This window comes from Spirosoma koreense (assembly GCF_054777875.1).
The window spans coordinates 120,952-138,420 of sequence record NZ_BAAHAC010000027.1 but is presented as its reverse complement, the minus strand read 5'-3'; the positions used below and the strand labels follow the sequence as shown (position 1 = coordinate 138,420).

Sequence of the window (17,469 nt, the reverse complement as noted above, 5' to 3'; positions counted from 1 at the left end):
CAATCTGACCCGATACTGGTCAAAAGAGAAGAACACAAAAGGCTTACTCTTACCGGTTAAATGCACGATGATGCAGCTTTAGCTGGGTTTTGGGGTTTCGGCGTGGGGTGTATGCAGGAATTTTTTACCGGCCTGTTTGAAGTTGAATAACGACCGAAACATACCGAAGATCAGCGAAGGCAATACAAAAAAGTCGCGAAGGGTAATCTTTCGGAACAGAAACGGCGGAATCGAGATGAGCAGCGTACCGACCAATAAACCCAGCAGCCCCATAGCCGAAAACTGAACGAAAAAAGAAGGCACGAACAAACTGACGAAGGCCTGAAAAAACAGAACCGCCAAAAGAATCATCCGGGGTAGCAACAACGATTTGACCAGGGTGTTGAAGGCCTGCCAGTTTCCTCTGGTTAACTGATCGATACCAGTGCCGAAATAAGCTTTGACGAAATACAATTGCGCGGCAATCCACCGGGTTCGCTGCCGCTGGAACACAGCCACATTCTGAACTTTTTCGTCGTAAATGATCGCGTCCTGAAGGTAGCCGATTCGGATGCCGTCGATGACCAGCAGCATTTCGAGTTCTTTATCGTACCCACCCACCGTTTGAATCTGGTTAAGGGCTCGTTTGAGCAAAGCCGGTTCGAACGCCATGCCGGAGCCGATGAGGGAAGCCGACAACCCCAGCGCCCGCTGCCCCGCCCGGAAGATGGTGTTGTTGGTTTCTTCGTTCATGGCATCGAAGACCGCAACGCTGGTGTTTGTATTTTTCGCCGTTCGGTGTCCCTGAACGGCCCGCCAGCCCCGATCGAACGCCTGATTGATGCGCTTCAGAAAATCGGGTGCCATGTGGTTATCGGCATCTGAGATCAACACGATGTCGTAGACGTTCTCCGGGAGTGCATTCAGCGCATACGTGATGGACTTCTGAACCGTCGACTGCTCAAACTGGACCGGAACGATCTTGATCGGATACTGAGTAAGCTTACTTAATGTTTCGGGAAGGAACGAATCGGCAATGACGATAAGATCATAACTTTCGGCTGGATATTCCTGTCGGAGGTTCGCCACGACCGATCCCAGAATGACGGCGTCTTCTTTATAGGCCGGAATCAATACGGCAATGCGCCTTATTTTACTGACCACATCGGTCACGGGAGCGTCATCTGCCTTCCAGGTACGGCCTGCCACGGCTGACGCAAACAGGTACAGAACATTGAAGGTCAAATAGACCAGGATGACCAGGTAAGCGATGTCTAGAAAAAGATACATTCTGTAAGTATAGGTTAACAGAAACACTTGTTAGCGAAGAAAAATAATTTACAAACTTATGATTTCCTAAAATTGCTTCCTTTTAATATATATTGAGCGGTATAACAAACAAAAAGGTTAATATTTGTATAGGTATAATTAACTATTCTTCTGTCTAGATGAACAAAATTTTATTTTATACTTATCTGTGCCTGATGACGACGGCAGGATTGTTCGTAACGGATTACAACATCTCCTTACCAACCCGGTTTCCAGACCGCACTGGTTCTACGAAACAGACTCATCGAATGACCGCTAACTTACCCGGTCATATCGAAGCGGAGGATTATTCCGCTATGCAGGGAATCATGGCAGAGTCGACGGCTGATGCAGGCGGAGGCCAGAACATTGGTAGCATCGACGATGGCGACTGGCTCGACTACACGTTAAGCGTACCGCATGATGGAGTCTACACCTTCCGTTTCCGGGTGGCCAACGGTTACAGCGATGGAGCCAAACTCGAACTGCGCAACGCAGCCGGTACAGCGCTGGCTTCGGTAGATATCCCCCGCACAGGTGGTATGCAGAACTGGGGTACCATCGGCGCTACGGCCCGGCTAACAGCTGGCAATCAGACCCTGCGCCTTTACGTGGTCAAAGGCACCTGGAATCTTAACTGGTTCGAAGCTTCGGAGAGCCGCCCGCTGACGGGGCGCATTGAAGCTGAAAGCTTCGATGTAGCCAGCGATGTGCGCCCGGAGCCAACCTCCGACGAAGGGGGCGGTCAGAATCTGGGTTATATCGATGATGGCGACTTCATGGATTATAACGTGACGGTACCTTCATCGGGAACGTATACGTTTGCCTTTCGGGTAGCCAACAGCTATGGCATTGGTCGGATCGAGTTGCGTTCGGAGAGTGGGGTTGTGCTGGGAGGTATAGACATCCCCCGGACGGGTGGCTGGCAGAACTGGACGACGGTGAACCTGCCCGCCAGCCTGAGTGCGGGCAGTCAGGTCTTGCGCGTGTTTGCGCTGCGTGGGGCTTTCAACTTCAACTGGTTCAGTATCGTCTCGGCTCCAACGAATATGCTGAGTCATGTGGAAGCGGAGGATTATTCCGCTATGCAGGGAATCATGGCGGAACCCACTGCGGATACAGGCGGTGGGCAGGACGTTACGCAAATCGACGATGGCGACTGGCTCGACTACACGTTAAGCGTGCCGCATGATGGAGTCTACACCTTCCGCTTTCGGGTGGCCAACGGTTACAGCGATGGAGCCAAACTCGAACTGCGCAACGCAGCCGGTACAGCGCTGGCTTCGGTAGATATCCCCCGCACAGGTGGTATGCAGAACTGGGGTACCATCGGCGCTACGGCCCGGCTAACAGCTGGCAATCAGACCCTGCGCCTTTACGTGGTCAAAGGCACCTGGAATCTTAACTGGTTCGAAGCTTCGGAGAGCCGCCCGCTGACGGGACGTATTGAAGCTGAAAGTTTCGACGTGGCCAGCGATGTGCGCCCGGAGCCGACTTCGGATGAGGGGGGCGGTCAGAATCTGGGCTACATCGATGATGGCGACTTCATGGATTATAACGTGACGGTACCTTCATCGGGAACGTATACGTTTGCCTTTCGGGTAGCCAACAGCTATGGCATTGGTCGGATCGAGTTGCGTTCGGAGAGTGGGGTTGTGCTGGGAGGTATAGACATCCCCCGGACGGGTGGCTGGCAGAACTGGACGACGGTGAACCTGCCCGCCAATCTGAGCGCAGGTAGTCAGCTCCTGCGGGTGTATGCATTACGTGGTACCTTTAATTTCAACTGGTTTAGTGCTTCGCCGGGCGGAATTACCCCTCCTGCACCGGGACAGGCAGTCATCACCTTTGCTGAACTGCCGGATAAAACAACCGCCGATGGCAGTTTCAATCTGGTTGCCAGCAGTACGAATTCTGAAGCCCCAGTCACGTTTACGTCATCGAACCCATCGGTCATTTCGGTATCGAACAGCACGGGTTCCTGGAAAGCCACAATCGTGGGCGCCGGTACAACCACGATAACCGCATCGCAGGCTGCTTCGGCTTCGTTTCTGGCCGCCAGCGACGTGGCCCGGACGCAGGTCGTTCAGACGTCTTCATCGTTCGTACTGGCATCAGTGCCGAAGATTCCCATCGACCCAAAGCGCTGGTATCAGCTTTCCAACGTAAGCAACGGCCTCGACGGTTTGTTCGACGGGATTGTTGACGTCAATGTAGAAACCGGCTGGGGAAAAGTGCTGCCTCAGTACGATGCTTATTACCCACTGCTGGACGGCGAGTCGATGAACATTCAGGCCATCCGCTTCTTCGATTTTGTGGGCAACTTCAGTTCGAATCCCATGACCCTCTCGATCATTACCGATCAGTGGGAACGGATTCCGATCGCTACTTTTACCGGCGAGTCATATGCCGTCTGGGTAGGACCTTATCCGGGCCGGTCAGTCTCGGGCGATGCGCAGTTCAAGCTAGACCAGCCCATCGGCAACGCCAGGTATTTGGTAATCAATACGTACGGCGCGTTTCCGACCGAGATGGAGCTGTATGGAGCCTATACTCCGACCACGCAGACCTTTACCCCGGCACCCGTTAAAGCCGTCAAGCTCAAGGATATGCTGGGCGTAAATGCCTATGAGTGGAACTTCGAAGATGGGAATACCCCCTGGCAGATTAACGAAGACAAGATGAACGTCGTGAAAAGTTTCAGCGGTGTCCGGCATTACATGGACTGGAATAAACTTGAATCCGACCAAGGAAGCTACTCCTATAACCCCACCCTGAGTGGTGGCTGGAATTACGACGCTATTTACGACCGCTGCAAAGCCGAAGGTATCGAGGTACTGGCTTGTTTGAAAACCATTCCGGAATGGATGGCCAATACGTATCCGCAGGACCAGCGCGACGCCGAAAATACGCCTTTGCGTTATGGCAAAGACTTCGCCGACCCGAATTCGTACCTCGAGCAGGCTAAAATGGCGTTTCAATATACGGCCCGCTACGGAAGCAATCCAAACGTAAATCCCGCCCTGCTCAGCGTTCACTCAACTCCGCGCTGGACGGGCGACAACCCGAATACGATCAAAATCGGGCTGGGACTGATCAAATACATCGAGTGCGACAACGAGCGGGACAAATGGTGGAAAGGCCGGAAAGCTTACCAGACTGCTCGCGAATACGCGGCTAACCTGTCGGCATTCTACGACGGACATAAAAACACCATGGGGCCGGGTGTCGGGGTTAAAAATGCCGATCCAACAATGCAGGTAGTTATTGGCGGGCTGGCATCGGCATCGAGTGGATCAGATTACATAAAGGGAATGATCGACTGGTGCAAACAGTATCGCGGCTATAAGGCCGATGGAACCGTGAATCTGTGCTGGGATGTGATCAACTACCACATGTATTCCGACAATACGTCGTCGTCGCAAAGTGGAAGCTCGACCCGTGGGGCCGCTCCGGAAGTAACTCCTATTTATAAGATCGCCGAAGATTTCCGGCAAACTGCTCATCGGCAGTCGTACGACATGCCGGTCTGGATTACCGAAGCCGGCTACGACGTGAACCAGGGGAGTCCGCTGCGCGCCATTCCGATCGGAAACAAGTCGGCCTTGGAAACCCAGGGCGACTGGATTCTACGAACGTCGCTGTTCTACGCCCGCAAGGGTATCGAAAAAGTATTTTTCTATCAGCTCTACGACGACAATGCAACCGGTGGCATGTTCGGTACGTCGGGTCTGGCCAACGGCGATGACATGACCCGCCGGCCAGCCGCCGATTATCTGTACCAGACCAAAAAACTATTTGGCGAATATGTCTATAAACAGACCCTGAACAACGACCCGATCGTCGACCGCTACGAGCGAAACGGCACCTCGGCTTATATGCTGGTGGTACCGGACGAAATTGGGCGAACCGCGACGTATACCCTGGATTTAGGCAGCGCAACGCAGGCTCGCATCTACCGACCTCAGGTTGGCAGCAACGATATGAGTGTGGAAGTAGTCAACACCAATCAGGGCAAGGTACAACTCACCGCCACTGAAACGCCAATGTTCGTGGTAGCCGGTAACGTGTCGCCTAACGCACGGGCAGCCGCCGCGTCATTGACGGAGACCAAGAGCCTCGCGGAAGCGGTGCGGGTATACCCAAACCCGGTCACTGACTTCGTCACGATTCAGGCGGAACGGAATTCTACGGCTCCCATGAAGGTCACTGTTTTCGATGCGGGCTTGAGCCACATGCACCAACAGGTAAAAATTCAGAAATCGGGTGATCAGTTTTCGGGTAAACTCGATCTGACTTCGTTGCCCGTTGGGACTTATCTAATCGAAATCAAGCATGCCGGTGAGCGCGTCGTCCGGAAAGTTCTGAGGGTAAATTAAGGGAAACGAAACCGATTCTTTTTGAAGGTATTAGACCACTTAATCACAAAACAGACTTTAGTATTTATACTTAATGGCTGCCTCGGTCAACAGCGCACCGGATCCACCCGGTGCGCTGTTATTGCTAAAAGCATCCACCCAAAATCAGCTATTTGACAGCTCTAAGTGGCTTTCTATATTTATTCATATGTTTTTTATTGATTTTAACAAAAAATTTACGATATATCTAAATAATAAATATTTGCGTATCTTTACATGCAGACAGGGGCACTTATAAACAGCTACTTTACAGGGCGTATACAAAGAATACGGCTGATAAAAAGCGCTTTTTGAGCTACCTCCCTATACCACACAACTCCCGATTTAATAAGCCGTGCGCTTTGGTGTCAATGCCATTGGTAGGTTCCAGGTTATGTAAGGGCTCGACTCGCCTTACGATAGTCGTTTTTGGTGATTAGTTTGTGTATATCCGGGCTTACAATCCCAAAATGGACCAGGCTGGCAGCATAATCAATTTTTTGGCTAAACAGAAAACTCTAACTAACCGCTAAGTCTCTTCATATAGTAAAGGATTGCTCTTTCGTATATGACTCATTAGCGAGTTTACCGGGTAGGCTAGTCTGCTAAAAATGGCTAACAAAATGTTACCGCTTAGTTAATAAACTAAAATCTTTGGTTGTAAATTGAAATAGACTAGGTAATTTTACTTATATCTTGTACGTATACTTTTTCCGAATACACCTTTGTCCCTATGAAAGCACTCTACAACGTATTGATTGCTGAAGACGACCCATTTATCCGCAAAATACTTCGTCAGACCCTTAAAGATGAGTTTGAGGTCGTTACTAAAGAAAACGGTATCGAAGCCTTGAGCTGGCTGGAAGAAGGCAATCCGGTCGATATTATTCTGACAGATATTCAGATGCCGTACATGGATGGTAAAGACCTGCTGGGTATGCTGCGCGTCAGCCCACTGTTTCAGAAAATTCCCATCATTATCCTATCCTCTTTTTCGGATAGCGATACCCGCATCAAATTCCTTAATCTGGGGGCGGACGATTACATCGTAAAACCCTTCAGTCCGATTGAGGTGAAGGCCAAGATAACGAACGTATTACGTCGGGTAAAAGCGAACAACGCCGGCTAGTTTCCAGATCATTCCTGACTTACCTGTAACTTCTGACCATTATGCAGGACGTAAAAGAGGCTATTCAGCAATTTCGGATTCTATACGTTGAAAAAGACGACCACCGCGTTCAGACGTTTCAACAGGCGTTTCAGGCGCAGGTCAGCATGGTTGCCGTTCAGGATACCCAGGCGGCTCTAACGCATCTGGACGGCCAGGCGCCCGTCGACCTGGTACTCTTCAACGACGACGCAGAGAGCACCCGCTTTCTGAATAGCCTGAGCGCACGCCGGAACCTGACCCACTTACCCGTGATGTTACTCACGAACCAGACCGGGATCGATCTGACCGTAGCGCCGTTTCACGGTCGTGTGATCGACGCCTTTACCCCCGATTATTCGGAAGACGATCTTCGTACGCGTCTGAACTACCTGATTCGAAAAAAAGAATACGAGCAGAACGGTCACATTTCGACCAAGTCGGCCTCGATTCGCATTCCGGTCGGGAAACGGCTGTTCGACATTGGCTTATCGTTCTTTATTCTGCTGATGATTTCACCGCTGCTGCTGATCGTCGCCATTCTGGTCAAGCTCGATTCGAAGGGACCGGTTTTTTACAGCTCCAAGCGAGTCGGAACGGGGTTCAAAATCTTCGATATGTACAAGTTCCGGACCATGCGCACGGGGGCCGACAAGCTCCTGGCCGGTATGTCTTCGCTGAACATGTATAACACCGACAAAGCCGACAAGCCAGCCGACGAACGGTGCGAAAACTGCCAGTTGGCCGGGGTCGAGTGCCAGCAACCGCTGTTCATGGACAACAAGCAGATCTGCGAAGTGCTCTACCAGCGCGAGCAGAAAGCCAAAGCCATGTTCAGCAAATTTAAGGAAGACCCGCGGGTGACGCGCCTGGGCAAAATACTCCGAAATACCAGCATCGACGAACTACCGCAACTGTTCAACATTTTGCGGGGCGATATGTCTTTCGTGGGTAACCGGCCGCTGCCTCTCTACGAAGCCGAGAAGCTCACCATGATCGGCTACGGTCGTCGGTTTGCGGCTCCGGCGGGTCTGACGGGCCTCTGGCAGGTTACCAAGCGTGGAAAAACCAGTGTGTCGGATCAGGAGCGGATTCAGCTCGATGTGCTGTATGCCAAGCGCTATTCGTTCCGTACGGATATGCTCATTCTTCTGAAAACCCTTAAGGCTGTATGGCAGAAGGAAAACGTATAGAATCGACGCCCCTGATCTCACTGATTACCATCAACTACAACCAGGCGGTGGTAACCTGCGACATGCTGGAGTCTGCCCGAACGCTGACGTATCCTCGTTTTGAAATTATCGTCGTCGACAACGGTTCCCGGGAGGACCCCACCGCAGCTATCGAGCAGGGAAATTACCCCAACGTGACCGTGGTGGTCAGCCCCGAGAACCTGGGTTTTTCGGGAGGCAATAACCTGGGCATTCAGTATGCCAAAGGAGACTACTACTTTCTGCTGAACAACGACACCATTGTGACGCCGGATCTGCTGGAGCAGTTGCTGGAACCGTTTCTGCGGGATGAAACCATTGGGGTTACCTGCCCCAAGATTCGCTATTACGACCAGCAGAACATCATCCAGTACGCCGGGTATCGGCCACTGGACCCCTACAGAGGTCAGACCTGGTCTGTTGGGCTGAAGGAGCCCGATCAGGGACAGTACGACCAGTCGGGACCGACCTATTTTGCGCACGGTGCTGCGATGATGGTTCGTCGGGAGGTACTGGACCGGGCGGGATCGCTGGATGACAGTTTTTTTCTGTACTATGAAGAACTCGACTGGTCGGCGCGAATACGGCGGGCAGGCTTTCAGATCTATTATCAGGCCAAAGCGCTGATTTTTCACCGGGAGTCGATGAGCGTTGGCAAGATGAATCCGCTGAAAGTGTATTACCATACCCGGAATCGGCTGTGGTTCATGCGCCGGAACGTAACGGGGTTACCGTTGCTGATTTTCTGTGTATACTATTTTACCCTCGCCATTCCGAAAGCACTGATGCAGTACACCCTGCGCTGGCAACCTGACTACCTGAAAGCAGTGAAGGATGCCATTGTCTGGAATTTGACCCATACGACCCAACAGCCCGCTTCTGCCCCATCGCCCGTAGCGATACCGGCTTAGCGGATCTATTTATCCAAACTATATGGAAGTATTGTTACTGATCTGCATAGGCCTTGTTCTCTACACATATCTCGGTTATGGGGTGGTGGTATGGGGGCTGATCAAATTACGGCCCCGGCGCCCGGCTGTAGCGGATATCTCCGCCGATTTCACGCCAGACGTTACGCTGATCGTTCCGGCCTACAACGAAGAAGATTGCCTGCCCGCTAAGGTGACCAATTCGCTCGGGCAACGCTATCCGCGCGAGCATATCCACTTTCTGTTCGTAACCGAAGGGTCGACCGATGGGTCCGATACGTACCTGCGTACGAACTTCGGAAATGCGGTCGAGATCATGGGAGGCACCGAACGCCGGGGGAAAGTAGCCGCCATGAACCGGGCCATGCAGCAGGTGCAGACGCCCATCGTCATTTTTACCGATGCCAATACCCAGCTGAATCCGGATGCGGTTCGGAACATCGTCCGCCACTTCCGCGATCCGGAGGTAGGGGCCGTTGCGGGCGAAAAACGCATTCAGACTACCAGCACCGAATCGGCTGCGGGATCTGGTGAAGGACTTTACTGGAAATACGAATCGCAACTGAAGCGCTGGGACGCCGAACTACGCACGATCGTGGGGGCCGCCGGCGAATTGTTCGCCGTTCGGACGGAGCTGTACGAACCTGTCTCAACGGATACGATCCTCGATGATTTCATGATCTCGCTGCTGATTGCCGAGCGCGGCTACCGGGTGGCTTACGAGCCGGAAGCCTACGCCCTGGAGCGGCCATCGTTCTCTATCCTGGACGAACAGAAACGAAAAATCCGGATTGCTGCGGGCGGATTTCAGTCGATGGCCCGCCTGACGAGCCTGCTGAACCCGGTCCGGCACGGCTGGCTCACTTTCGAATATGTATCGCACCGGGTGATGCGGTGGGCGGTCACTCCGCTTTGCCTGCCCCTGATTCTGCTGCTCAATATCGGCCTTGTAATCCGGGACGGCTGGGTGTCGGGCTGGGGATTGCTGCTCGGGGCTCAGATTCTGTTCTACGGCGCATCCTGGCTTGGTTACCTGCTCGAGAAGCGCCAGCTGCGCTGGAAAGCCGTGTTCGTTCCGTTCTATTTCACCTTCATGAATGGCTGCGCGCTGGCGGGTTTGGTGCGCTACCTGCGTGGCAATCAGTCCGGAACCTGGGAGAAGGTTCGTCGGGCCAATGCGGTCGATGCACTCACGTAACGATCTTTTCTGGTATTGACTCATTATGGCGCAGTCGGCTCTACTCAACGCAAGATCATCCAACTATTTCGGGCTCTATAGCCTGCTGGGTTGCCTGTATACGTTCGGAACCGGTTATCTGGTTTCCAGGATGGGCGCTACGGGAGCCGTGCTGGCCATTCTGGCACCTATCTCGCTGACGCTGCTGGTGCTGGTCATGATCAATCCACGCTATGGGCTGTTCCTGTACCTGCAACTCAGTTTCATGATCGGGTTCACCCGATTTTTCCCCATCGATGTGCCCGCCGGGGTGATCATCGATTGTCTGCTGGCCCTGACCCTGCTCAGTTCGCTCGTCAATGGGCGGTACATGACCTGGAGCCGCCTGCGTAGTCCGGCGTTTGCTTTCGTTGCCATCTGGTTTTTATACACAGTTATCGAGCTGTTCAATCCGGAAGCACCTTATCAACCGGCCTGGTTCTTCCACGTACGCGCGTTTTCGCTGCACTGGTTCATGGTTGCCGTCGTCGTGCTGGTAGCACCCATCACCCGCAAGGATATCCAGATTATGGTGACCACCTGGCTGTTCTGGTCGTTTGTGGCGGCACTCTGGTCGTTCAAGCAGCAGTACATTGGCCTGACAACCAACGAAACCATCTGGCTCAACAGCGGCAACAATGCCAAAACGCACCTGCTTTTCGGTCAGCTGCGCTCGTTTTCGCTGTATTCCGATGCCGCCCAGTTCGGGGCCGAAATGGCGGGAGCTACGCTGGTAGCCGTCATTCGGATTTTCGAAGAGAAAAAACAACTGTATAAACTGGGATATGCCGCGCTGGCGCTGGTCTATTTCTGGGGATATGCCGTTTCGGGAACCCGAAGCGCGCTTTTTGTTATGTTAGCTGGCTTTCCGTTCTATCTACTCCTGAAACGCGATTTTCCGAAACTGCTGATCGGTATGGCCCTGGCCGTACCGCTGGTGCTGCTGCTGATGTACACCAGCGTGGGTAGCGGCAACTACCAGGTGCAGCGGATGCGTTCGGCCCTGACCCCGATGAACGATCCCTCGTTTATCCTGCGGTTACAGAACCAGGAAAAACTGGCGACGTATCTAAAAGACTTTCCGTTTGGGGCGGGTATCGGGACGTCGGCCGACATGGGTGCCCGGTTTTCGCCCCAGCACTGGGCCGCTCAGATTCCGCCCGACAGCTGGTTCGTAGAACTCTGGATCGAGACCGGGCGCGTTGGACTGACCATCTACATTCTGATGCTCATCGGGCTGGCGGGCGTGGGTGTTTATCAGGTCTGGCGCCTGAAAGATCCCTGGCTGATCAAGGTAATGTATGCTTTTCTGGCGGAGTTCGTCGGGCTGAGTCTGATGGCCTATTCCAACCCGGTGCTGGGGCAGTTCCCAACTACCAGCGTCGTCTTCATCAGCACGCTCTTGATTGCTACCTGCTACCGGTGGGACCGTGACCCGGCCGTTCAACCAACCGATCAAACGGTTCAACCCGCGCTCCGCTATGAAACAGTTTGACAGCATCATCTGCATCACCCAAACGCCCTGGAAAGGTGATTTCCAGAAGGCAGCCGTTCAACTGATGACCGAGCTCTCAGCCCGGCACCGGGTCCTGTATGTCGACTATCCGTACACGCTAAAGGATATGGCCCAGGGGCTAACCGGCAAGCGGGATGTGCCGGTGCAGGAGGTTATACGGCTGCGCAATCCGCTGACGCAACTGGAGCCAAAGCAGGCAAGCGGAGAACTGTACGTCTGGACACCCCCGGCTATGCTGCCGCTGAACTGGCTCTCAAACAAATCGCACGATCGCTTTTTAGCCTGGAATACAGACCGGCTGGTGCGTAGCCTTCGCGGGGTGATGAGCCGGTTAAAGATGAACCGGCCGCTGATCATCAATGCCTACAATCCGGTGATTGGGTTGCCGCTGCTGGGTAAGCTGAACGAATGTGCCACAATTTATTACTGTTTCGACGAGATTACCACCGCCGGCGACTGGATGAGTCGGCACGGTTACCGCTATGAAGAAGCGTTTCTCCGGCGGGTCGATGCGGTCGTGACGACTTCCGAAACCCTGCGCCAGGCCAAATCGGTAGCGAACCCCCAAACGTTCTGCGTCAAGAACGGGGCCAATTTCGAACTGTTCAACCTGACTCGCCAACTGGCGCAGCAGCAACCGCCCATGAAACCCGTGGTCGGGTATCTGGGCTCGGCCGACAACCGGATCAACATTGATCTGATGGAGCATTGCGCCCGAACCATGCCCGATGTCGAATTTCAGTTCATCGGCGAAGTGCACGAGCCCGAGTTGCCCCGGCGGCTGGCGGTTTACCCTAACGTAACCTTTATTCCACCCCATCAGCCTGCCGAATTGCCTCCTTTTCTGGCGAAGCTGAGCGTGGGAATCATTCCGTTCGTGTGCAACAAACATACGTACACCATTTACCCGCTCAAGATCAACGAGTATCTGGCGGCCGGACTGGCGGTTGTGTCGACACCCTTTTCCATACTGGACGATTTCGCCGGCGTTATCGAGCTGGCCGATACCCCCGAACAGTTTGCACAGGCACTCCGACGGGCGCTGGCCGACCGGTCTTCTGAGCGCATACAGCAGCGGGTCGATATGGCGTTGGGTAACTCCTGGGAACAGCGGGCCCTTGAATTCGATAGAGTGATCCAGCACATACCTAAGGCCTGGCGACAGGAGCAGCCCGCGTAACCGACAACTTTAACAATACTAGTGAGAATGTTTTTTTTCAGGCAACAGGAACGTATGAAACAGAAGATAACCAACCGATGGATTCGCCTTGATCGGCGGCTTATACTGGGACTGGCCGTGGGGATTTCGGTACAGTTCGCCGGGTATGGGCAGGCCGCAGCGCCGTCTTCGGTAACTACCGGCCAAAAGGCATCCGCCACCCCAATTCAGACCGCTACGGCAGAGATGAAGCTGGACAGTCTTCCGTTTGATTTCAACCAGGATATCGCCAACCAACTGATTCCATTCGAAGAGATCTACCAACTGGCGCTCAAATACTCGCCCCAGGTGAAGTTCGAAGGGGCTGTAGCCGATGCACAACGGGCAGCCTATCAGCTCTCCAAGCTTCAGATCCTGCAGAACGTAAACGGCTTTGCCAACTACTCGACGGGTAACCAGGCCATTTTGTCTACCGGTACGAACGCCAACGATCAGCTGGGTCAAATCTCGAACGGTTATCGGGCGGGGGTTGGCGTAAGTATCAGTCTGCACGATCTGTTTGCCCGGCCGCAGGAGATTCGGCTGGCCAAAGCCAACTTCGAGTCGAACGTACAGCGTCGGCGCATTGCCGAAATTCAGCTCAAGCGGGAGTTGTTCAACCTGATGCAGGACCTGATGCTGGCCCAGAAAATCCTGCACATACGCCTGCGCGACGATCAGGCTTCGCTGGCTTCCTTCCGGATTGCCGAGGTAGAGCTTCAGAAGGGCAAGATCACTCCAGAAGCGCATGCTTACAACAGCAACCGATACGCGCAGAGCCGGACAACGGTGGAAGATTCCAAGACGCAGTTTACCAAGTACATCTACGCCCTCGAATTGCTCGTTGGGGTGCCTATCTATCAATTGAAACGCAACTAAGGCTATGACACTTCAAGGAATCGGGCGGCTGCTGAAACAGCACCTTATCTGGTTTATCCTGTTCCCCTGCCTGGGTGCCGGTACGGTCTACTACTTCATGCGCAATGAAACGAAGACGTATAAAACCAAAGCGACCTTATACACGGGTCTGGCTTCGGGGTATTCGCTGCGTTCGGCCCAGGGAAATTTCAACCTCGACTATTCGGCGGTGAGCAATGCGTTCGACAATATTCTGACGACGCTCAACTCTAACCAAACCCTGTATCAGGTTGGTATCAACCTGCTCAGTGGGCATCTGTTGCCACCCAGCCCTACAGAAGCGCAGCCCTCGGCGGCCACCCTGCAGCGGTTGCAGCAGGTCATTCCGGCCAGCCTTCGCCAGTCGTTGATCAAGGCGGGCGACCCTGCTTTTACCCGCATTCGGATCGACAGCTTGGCGCACAGCAAAACCGATAATCCGGTGAAAGCGCTCGTCTACAATCCCGACTCGTTTTATTCGGCGGAGTATATCAGCAAACGGCTGAAAGCTAACCGCAGAAATTCCAGCGACATGATCGATCTGGAGTACGAAACCGATGATCCGGCCGTGGCCCAGCAGACACTGAATCTGGCTACTAAAGAACTCAATGAACGGTATACGTCGTTGAAACGGGGCGAAACGAATCCGGTAATCAAGTATTACGAAGACAAAACCCGCCAGGCTAAGCGACTGCTGGACAATACCGAAGCTAAACTACGGGCGTTCAACGTGCAGCACAACGTGCTCAATTTTGAGGACGAACTGAAGACCCGGTCGGCAACTCGTGAGGCTCTGGTGACGGAATACAACACCGAGCTCATGCGTAATCAGGCGGCCAAAGCGGCCATGAACGCCCTGAACCAGCGCATGACGCAGGGAGGAAGCGTGCTTAAGATCAACACACAGCTGACCGACAAGCAGGCCGAGCTGACGCAGGCCGAGACAGAACTCATCAACGCCCGGACCAACAAGCAACCGCAGTCGGTGCTGGATCAGTATCAGACCAAAATCAACCAACGATCGGAAGAACTGAAGCAGATTGCGCAGACGTATTTTGCCGCCGATAACTCCTCGGAGTCCGTGCCCAAAGCGCGGCTGATCGGCGAGTGGCTGGGTAAAGTCCTGGAGTTCGAAGAATCGGGGGCACGGCTGTCGGTGGTGAAAAAGCGGCTGGACGACTACCAGAACGAATCGACCTCGTTTACTCCGCTCGAGTCGGAGCAGCGGCAGTTGACCCGTGATCTGGACGTGGCCGAGAAAGACTATCTGGGGCTGGTTCAGTCACTGAATCAGGCAACGACGCATCAGCAGGATATCGCCATCGACGGATCGATGTCGGTGCTTGATCCGCCGGCTTACCCGCATACGCCACAGGCGCCCAAGCGGCTGCTTTTCAGTCTGATCGGCGCGGCTGTAGGTTTAGTGATCGCGTTGTTGCTGGCCGCCATACGGTTCTGGACCGACAAGCGGATCAACTCGCTCGAAGAGGCCGAAGCGCAGATTGGTAGTCCCGTTACGGCGTTGTTTCCGACGGTTAAAAAGTTTGCGGTTAATTCGAAGGCTAGCCGGGCTGCCATCAGCATGTTCGAGCAACTGGGGAACGCCATCAATATCGAAATCGAACAGCGCCAGAAAACCAGTCGTCCGCCTGTCATCACCCTCTTCAGTATGCGCTCGAAACAGGGGAAAACCTGGTTTGCGCACGGTCTGGCCCGGATGTACGCCGAGTCGGGGGAGCAGGTGGCCTACTACTTCCCGCAGGAGTCAGAAACAGACCGTAAGTTCGAGCAGGATGGCATCACGTTCTTTCCCTATGAACTGCACCCGAACTTTATGAACGTACGGGAACCCGAAGATCTGTTTCCGACCGAGGATGGGTTAGCTATAAACGCCTTCAATAAGGTTATCGTGGAATTGCCCGCGCTCGTGGGTAGCCCAATTCCGCTGCACCTGGTCAACCGGAGTGCCGTTTCGCTCATGGTACTGGCCGTGCGGACCATCTGGGGGCGCCGGGATAAGCAGTTGTTCGACCTGTATACGAAGGCCGCCCGGCACCCGATCCTGATTGCGCTGAACAAGGTCGAAGGCAGCGACGCCGATGGCCCCACGCTGAAAGATATCGAACAGGGTATAATCCGGACTAAGCGGTATGCCGAGCCCAACGAAGTGACGCACCGGGCGTCTACGAACCCAACGCTGATCAGCAGTCGAAATGAGTCATAAACAACAGGCGCTTAGCGGTGGCAAGTGGATCAGCACGTCCACGGCGGTTTCCACACTGTTTCAGTTTGGTCAGGTGGCCATTCTGGCGCGGTTGCTGGAACCGTCGGCCTTTGGCATCGTAAGTGTGAGTGCCCTGCTGATTTCGTTTTTCAGCATTTTTGCCAATCTCGGCTTTTCCAATTCCATCATTTATAAACAGGAAGAAGATCAGCAGGTACTGTCCACGATTTATCTGTTGAATCTGGCGCTGGGCCTGCTGATCGGATTGGTTTTGTTTTTCAGCTGGCCGCTGGTGGCAGCTTATTACAAGGAACCCCGGCTGGAGCAGGTCATCAAGCTGTCGTCGCTGTATTTCGTGATCGTTTACTTCGGTCAGATCTATTATTTTCTGTTACAGAAAGAGCTACAGTTCAAAACCATTGCGGGCATCGACATCACCGGCACGGTCGTTGGTACTACCGTAACGGTGTTGCTGGCCTATAACGGTTTTGCCGAACTGTCGCTGATTTTTGGTCAATTGGCCCAGCAGGCCGTAAAGTCGGCGCTGCAGGTGGTGTACGGTGCCAAACTGTTTACGCCGTTGCTGAAGTTCGATCTGCATCTGATTCAGGATCACCTGCGGTTCGGGCTCTACAACGTAGGCGACGGGATTGTCGGGTTCGTGCAGGCCAATTCCGATAACATTCTGGTGGGTGGCATGCTGGGCGTGAAGCAACTCGGTTATTACACCCTGGCATCGCAGCTGGCGGTTTTCCCCATCAACCGGCTCAACCCGATCATTCTACAGGTGGCCTACCCGATTCTGGCCCGCTTCAAAGGCGATAACGAGGAACTGAAAAAGTCGTATCTGACCATTCTGGACCTGCTGACCTACATCAATCTGCCGCTGCTGGCGGGCCTGTTCATTACCGCCGACAGCGTGGTGCCGCTGTTTTACGGACCCGGCTGGGAACCCACGATTCTGCTCATCCGGATCTTCGTGTTTGTGAGCATTTTCACGTTCCTGAGCAATCCGCTGTTTACGCTGGCTTTCTCGAAAGGAAAACCGAAGCTGCTGTTTCTGCTGAACGTCGTTACGCTGTTCATCAAGATTCCGCTCGTGTACGTGTTTGCCCGCTATTGGGGAGTTACGGGCATCGCCATGGCGTTTCTGACGGCCACGCTGGCCAATTTGCTCATCAATTTCCGGGTAGTTTACTCGCTGATCGGTCCCTTCCTCCGGGAATTTATCCAGAATATGACGAAGCCGGCGCTGTTCTGCCTGCTCATGGTGGGGGCCATCGCGCTTTATAAATCCTACGCCGATACCATCAGTGTGTACCATACCGTCACGCAGGTACTCCTCGGCGGACTGATTTACGTCGGTCTCATTCTCCGGTATAAACTGTCGTTTGCCGAACTGAAAACGATGGGAAAAACAGCCTGATTTTTATGCCTGCGAAGAATC

11 protein-coding genes are annotated in these 17,469 nt (G+C 53.7%); 10 read left to right on the top strand and 1 reads right to left on the bottom strand.

All coding sequences use genetic code 11. The annotated features are described in order from the left end of the window. Window positions 1-78: 78 nt before the first annotated feature. Complete coding sequence (locus tag ACYVC2_RS26020; RefSeq protein ID WP_461107445.1) at window positions 79-1,269, bottom strand: glycosyltransferase family 2 protein; 1,191 nt, start codon at window positions 1,267-1,269, stop codon at window positions 79-81. Between the two features lie 158 nt (window positions 1,270-1,427). Between ACYVC2_RS26020 and ACYVC2_RS26015 the strand changes: the two genes are divergently transcribed. The 10 genes from ACYVC2_RS26015 (at window position 1,428) to ACYVC2_RS25970 (ending at window position 17,448) form a co-directional block, all read left to right on the top strand. Next, window positions 1,428-5,666 (top strand): carbohydrate-binding protein, encoded by a 4,239-nt coding sequence (locus ACYVC2_RS26015; protein WP_461107443.1) that lies wholly within the window; start codon window positions 1,428-1,430, stop codon window positions 5,664-5,666. 751 nt (window positions 5,667-6,417) lie between these two features. Then, window positions 6,418-6,813, top strand: coding sequence for a response regulator (locus ACYVC2_RS26010; RefSeq protein ID WP_461107441.1), 396 nt, complete (start codon window positions 6,418-6,420; stop codon window positions 6,811-6,813). A 41-nt stretch (window positions 6,814-6,854) separates the two neighbouring features. Continuing rightward, window positions 6,855-8,024, top strand: coding sequence for a sugar transferase (locus ACYVC2_RS26005; RefSeq protein WP_461107439.1), 1,170 nt, complete (start codon window positions 6,855-6,857; stop codon window positions 8,022-8,024). Beyond that, a complete protein-coding gene (locus tag ACYVC2_RS26000; RefSeq protein WP_461107437.1) occupies window positions 8,003-8,953 on the top strand; it encodes a glycosyltransferase family 2 protein in 951 nt (316 codons plus the stop codon). Before ACYVC2_RS26005 ends, ACYVC2_RS26000 begins: the two co-directional genes overlap by 22 nt. A gap of 22 nt (window positions 8,954-8,975) precedes the next feature. Further along, window positions 8,976-10,169, top strand: a complete 1,194-nt coding sequence (locus ACYVC2_RS25995; RefSeq protein ID WP_461107435.1) for a glycosyltransferase family 2 protein — start codon at window positions 8,976-8,978, stop codon at window positions 10,167-10,169. A gap of 25 nt (window positions 10,170-10,194) precedes the next feature. Continuing rightward, window positions 10,195-11,682: an O-antigen ligase family protein gene (locus tag ACYVC2_RS25990; protein WP_461107433.1), complete on the top strand. Its 1,488-nt coding sequence runs from the start codon at window positions 10,195-10,197 to the stop codon at window positions 11,680-11,682. Next, window positions 11,669-12,883, top strand: coding sequence for a glycosyltransferase (locus ACYVC2_RS25985; RefSeq protein WP_461107430.1), 1,215 nt, complete (start codon window positions 11,669-11,671; stop codon window positions 12,881-12,883). Before ACYVC2_RS25990 ends, ACYVC2_RS25985 begins: the two co-directional genes overlap by 14 nt. Before the next feature lie 54 nt (window positions 12,884-12,937). Next, entirely contained in the window at window positions 12,938-13,780 is an 843-nt protein-coding gene (locus ACYVC2_RS25980; RefSeq protein WP_461107428.1) for a TolC family protein, read from the top strand. Between the two features lie 4 nt (window positions 13,781-13,784). Then, complete coding sequence (locus tag ACYVC2_RS25975) at window positions 13,785-16,022, top strand: GumC family protein (protein ID WP_461107426.1); 2,238 nt, start codon at window positions 13,785-13,787, stop codon at window positions 16,020-16,022. Continuing rightward, window positions 16,012-17,448 carry an MOP flippase family protein gene (locus ACYVC2_RS25970; protein ID WP_461107424.1) on the top strand — a complete coding sequence of 479 codons (1,437 nt, stop codon included), beginning with the start codon at window positions 16,012-16,014 and terminating at the stop codon, window positions 17,446-17,448. Before ACYVC2_RS25975 ends, ACYVC2_RS25970 begins: the two co-directional genes overlap by 11 nt. The last annotated feature ends 21 nt before the right edge of the window (window positions 17,449-17,469 follow it).

Coding starts and splice junctions, on each gene's coding strand:
- ACYVC2_RS26020 (WP_461107445.1), bottom strand. CDS start 1,269: ATGTATCTTTTTCTAGACATCGCTTACCTGGTCATCCTGGTCTATTTG.
- ACYVC2_RS26015 (WP_461107443.1), top strand. CDS start 1,428: ATGAACAAAATTTTATTTTATACTTATCTGTGCCTGATGACGACGGCA.
- ACYVC2_RS26010 (WP_461107441.1), top strand. CDS start 6,418: ATGAAAGCACTCTACAACGTATTGATTGCTGAAGACGACCCATTTATC.
- ACYVC2_RS26005 (WP_461107439.1), top strand. CDS start 6,855: ATGCAGGACGTAAAAGAGGCTATTCAGCAATTTCGGATTCTATACGTT.
- ACYVC2_RS26000 (WP_461107437.1), top strand. CDS start 8,003: ATGGCAGAAGGAAAACGTATAGAATCGACGCCCCTGATCTCACTGATT.
- ACYVC2_RS25995 (WP_461107435.1), top strand. CDS start 8,976: ATGGAAGTATTGTTACTGATCTGCATAGGCCTTGTTCTCTACACATAT.
- ACYVC2_RS25990 (WP_461107433.1), top strand. CDS start 10,195: ATGGCGCAGTCGGCTCTACTCAACGCAAGATCATCCAACTATTTCGGG.
- ACYVC2_RS25985 (WP_461107430.1), top strand. CDS start 11,669: ATGAAACAGTTTGACAGCATCATCTGCATCACCCAAACGCCCTGGAAA.
- ACYVC2_RS25980 (WP_461107428.1), top strand. CDS start 12,938: ATGAAACAGAAGATAACCAACCGATGGATTCGCCTTGATCGGCGGCTT.
- ACYVC2_RS25975 (WP_461107426.1), top strand. CDS start 13,785: ATGACACTTCAAGGAATCGGGCGGCTGCTGAAACAGCACCTTATCTGG.
- ACYVC2_RS25970 (WP_461107424.1), top strand. CDS start 16,012: ATGAGTCATAAACAACAGGCGCTTAGCGGTGGCAAGTGGATCAGCACG.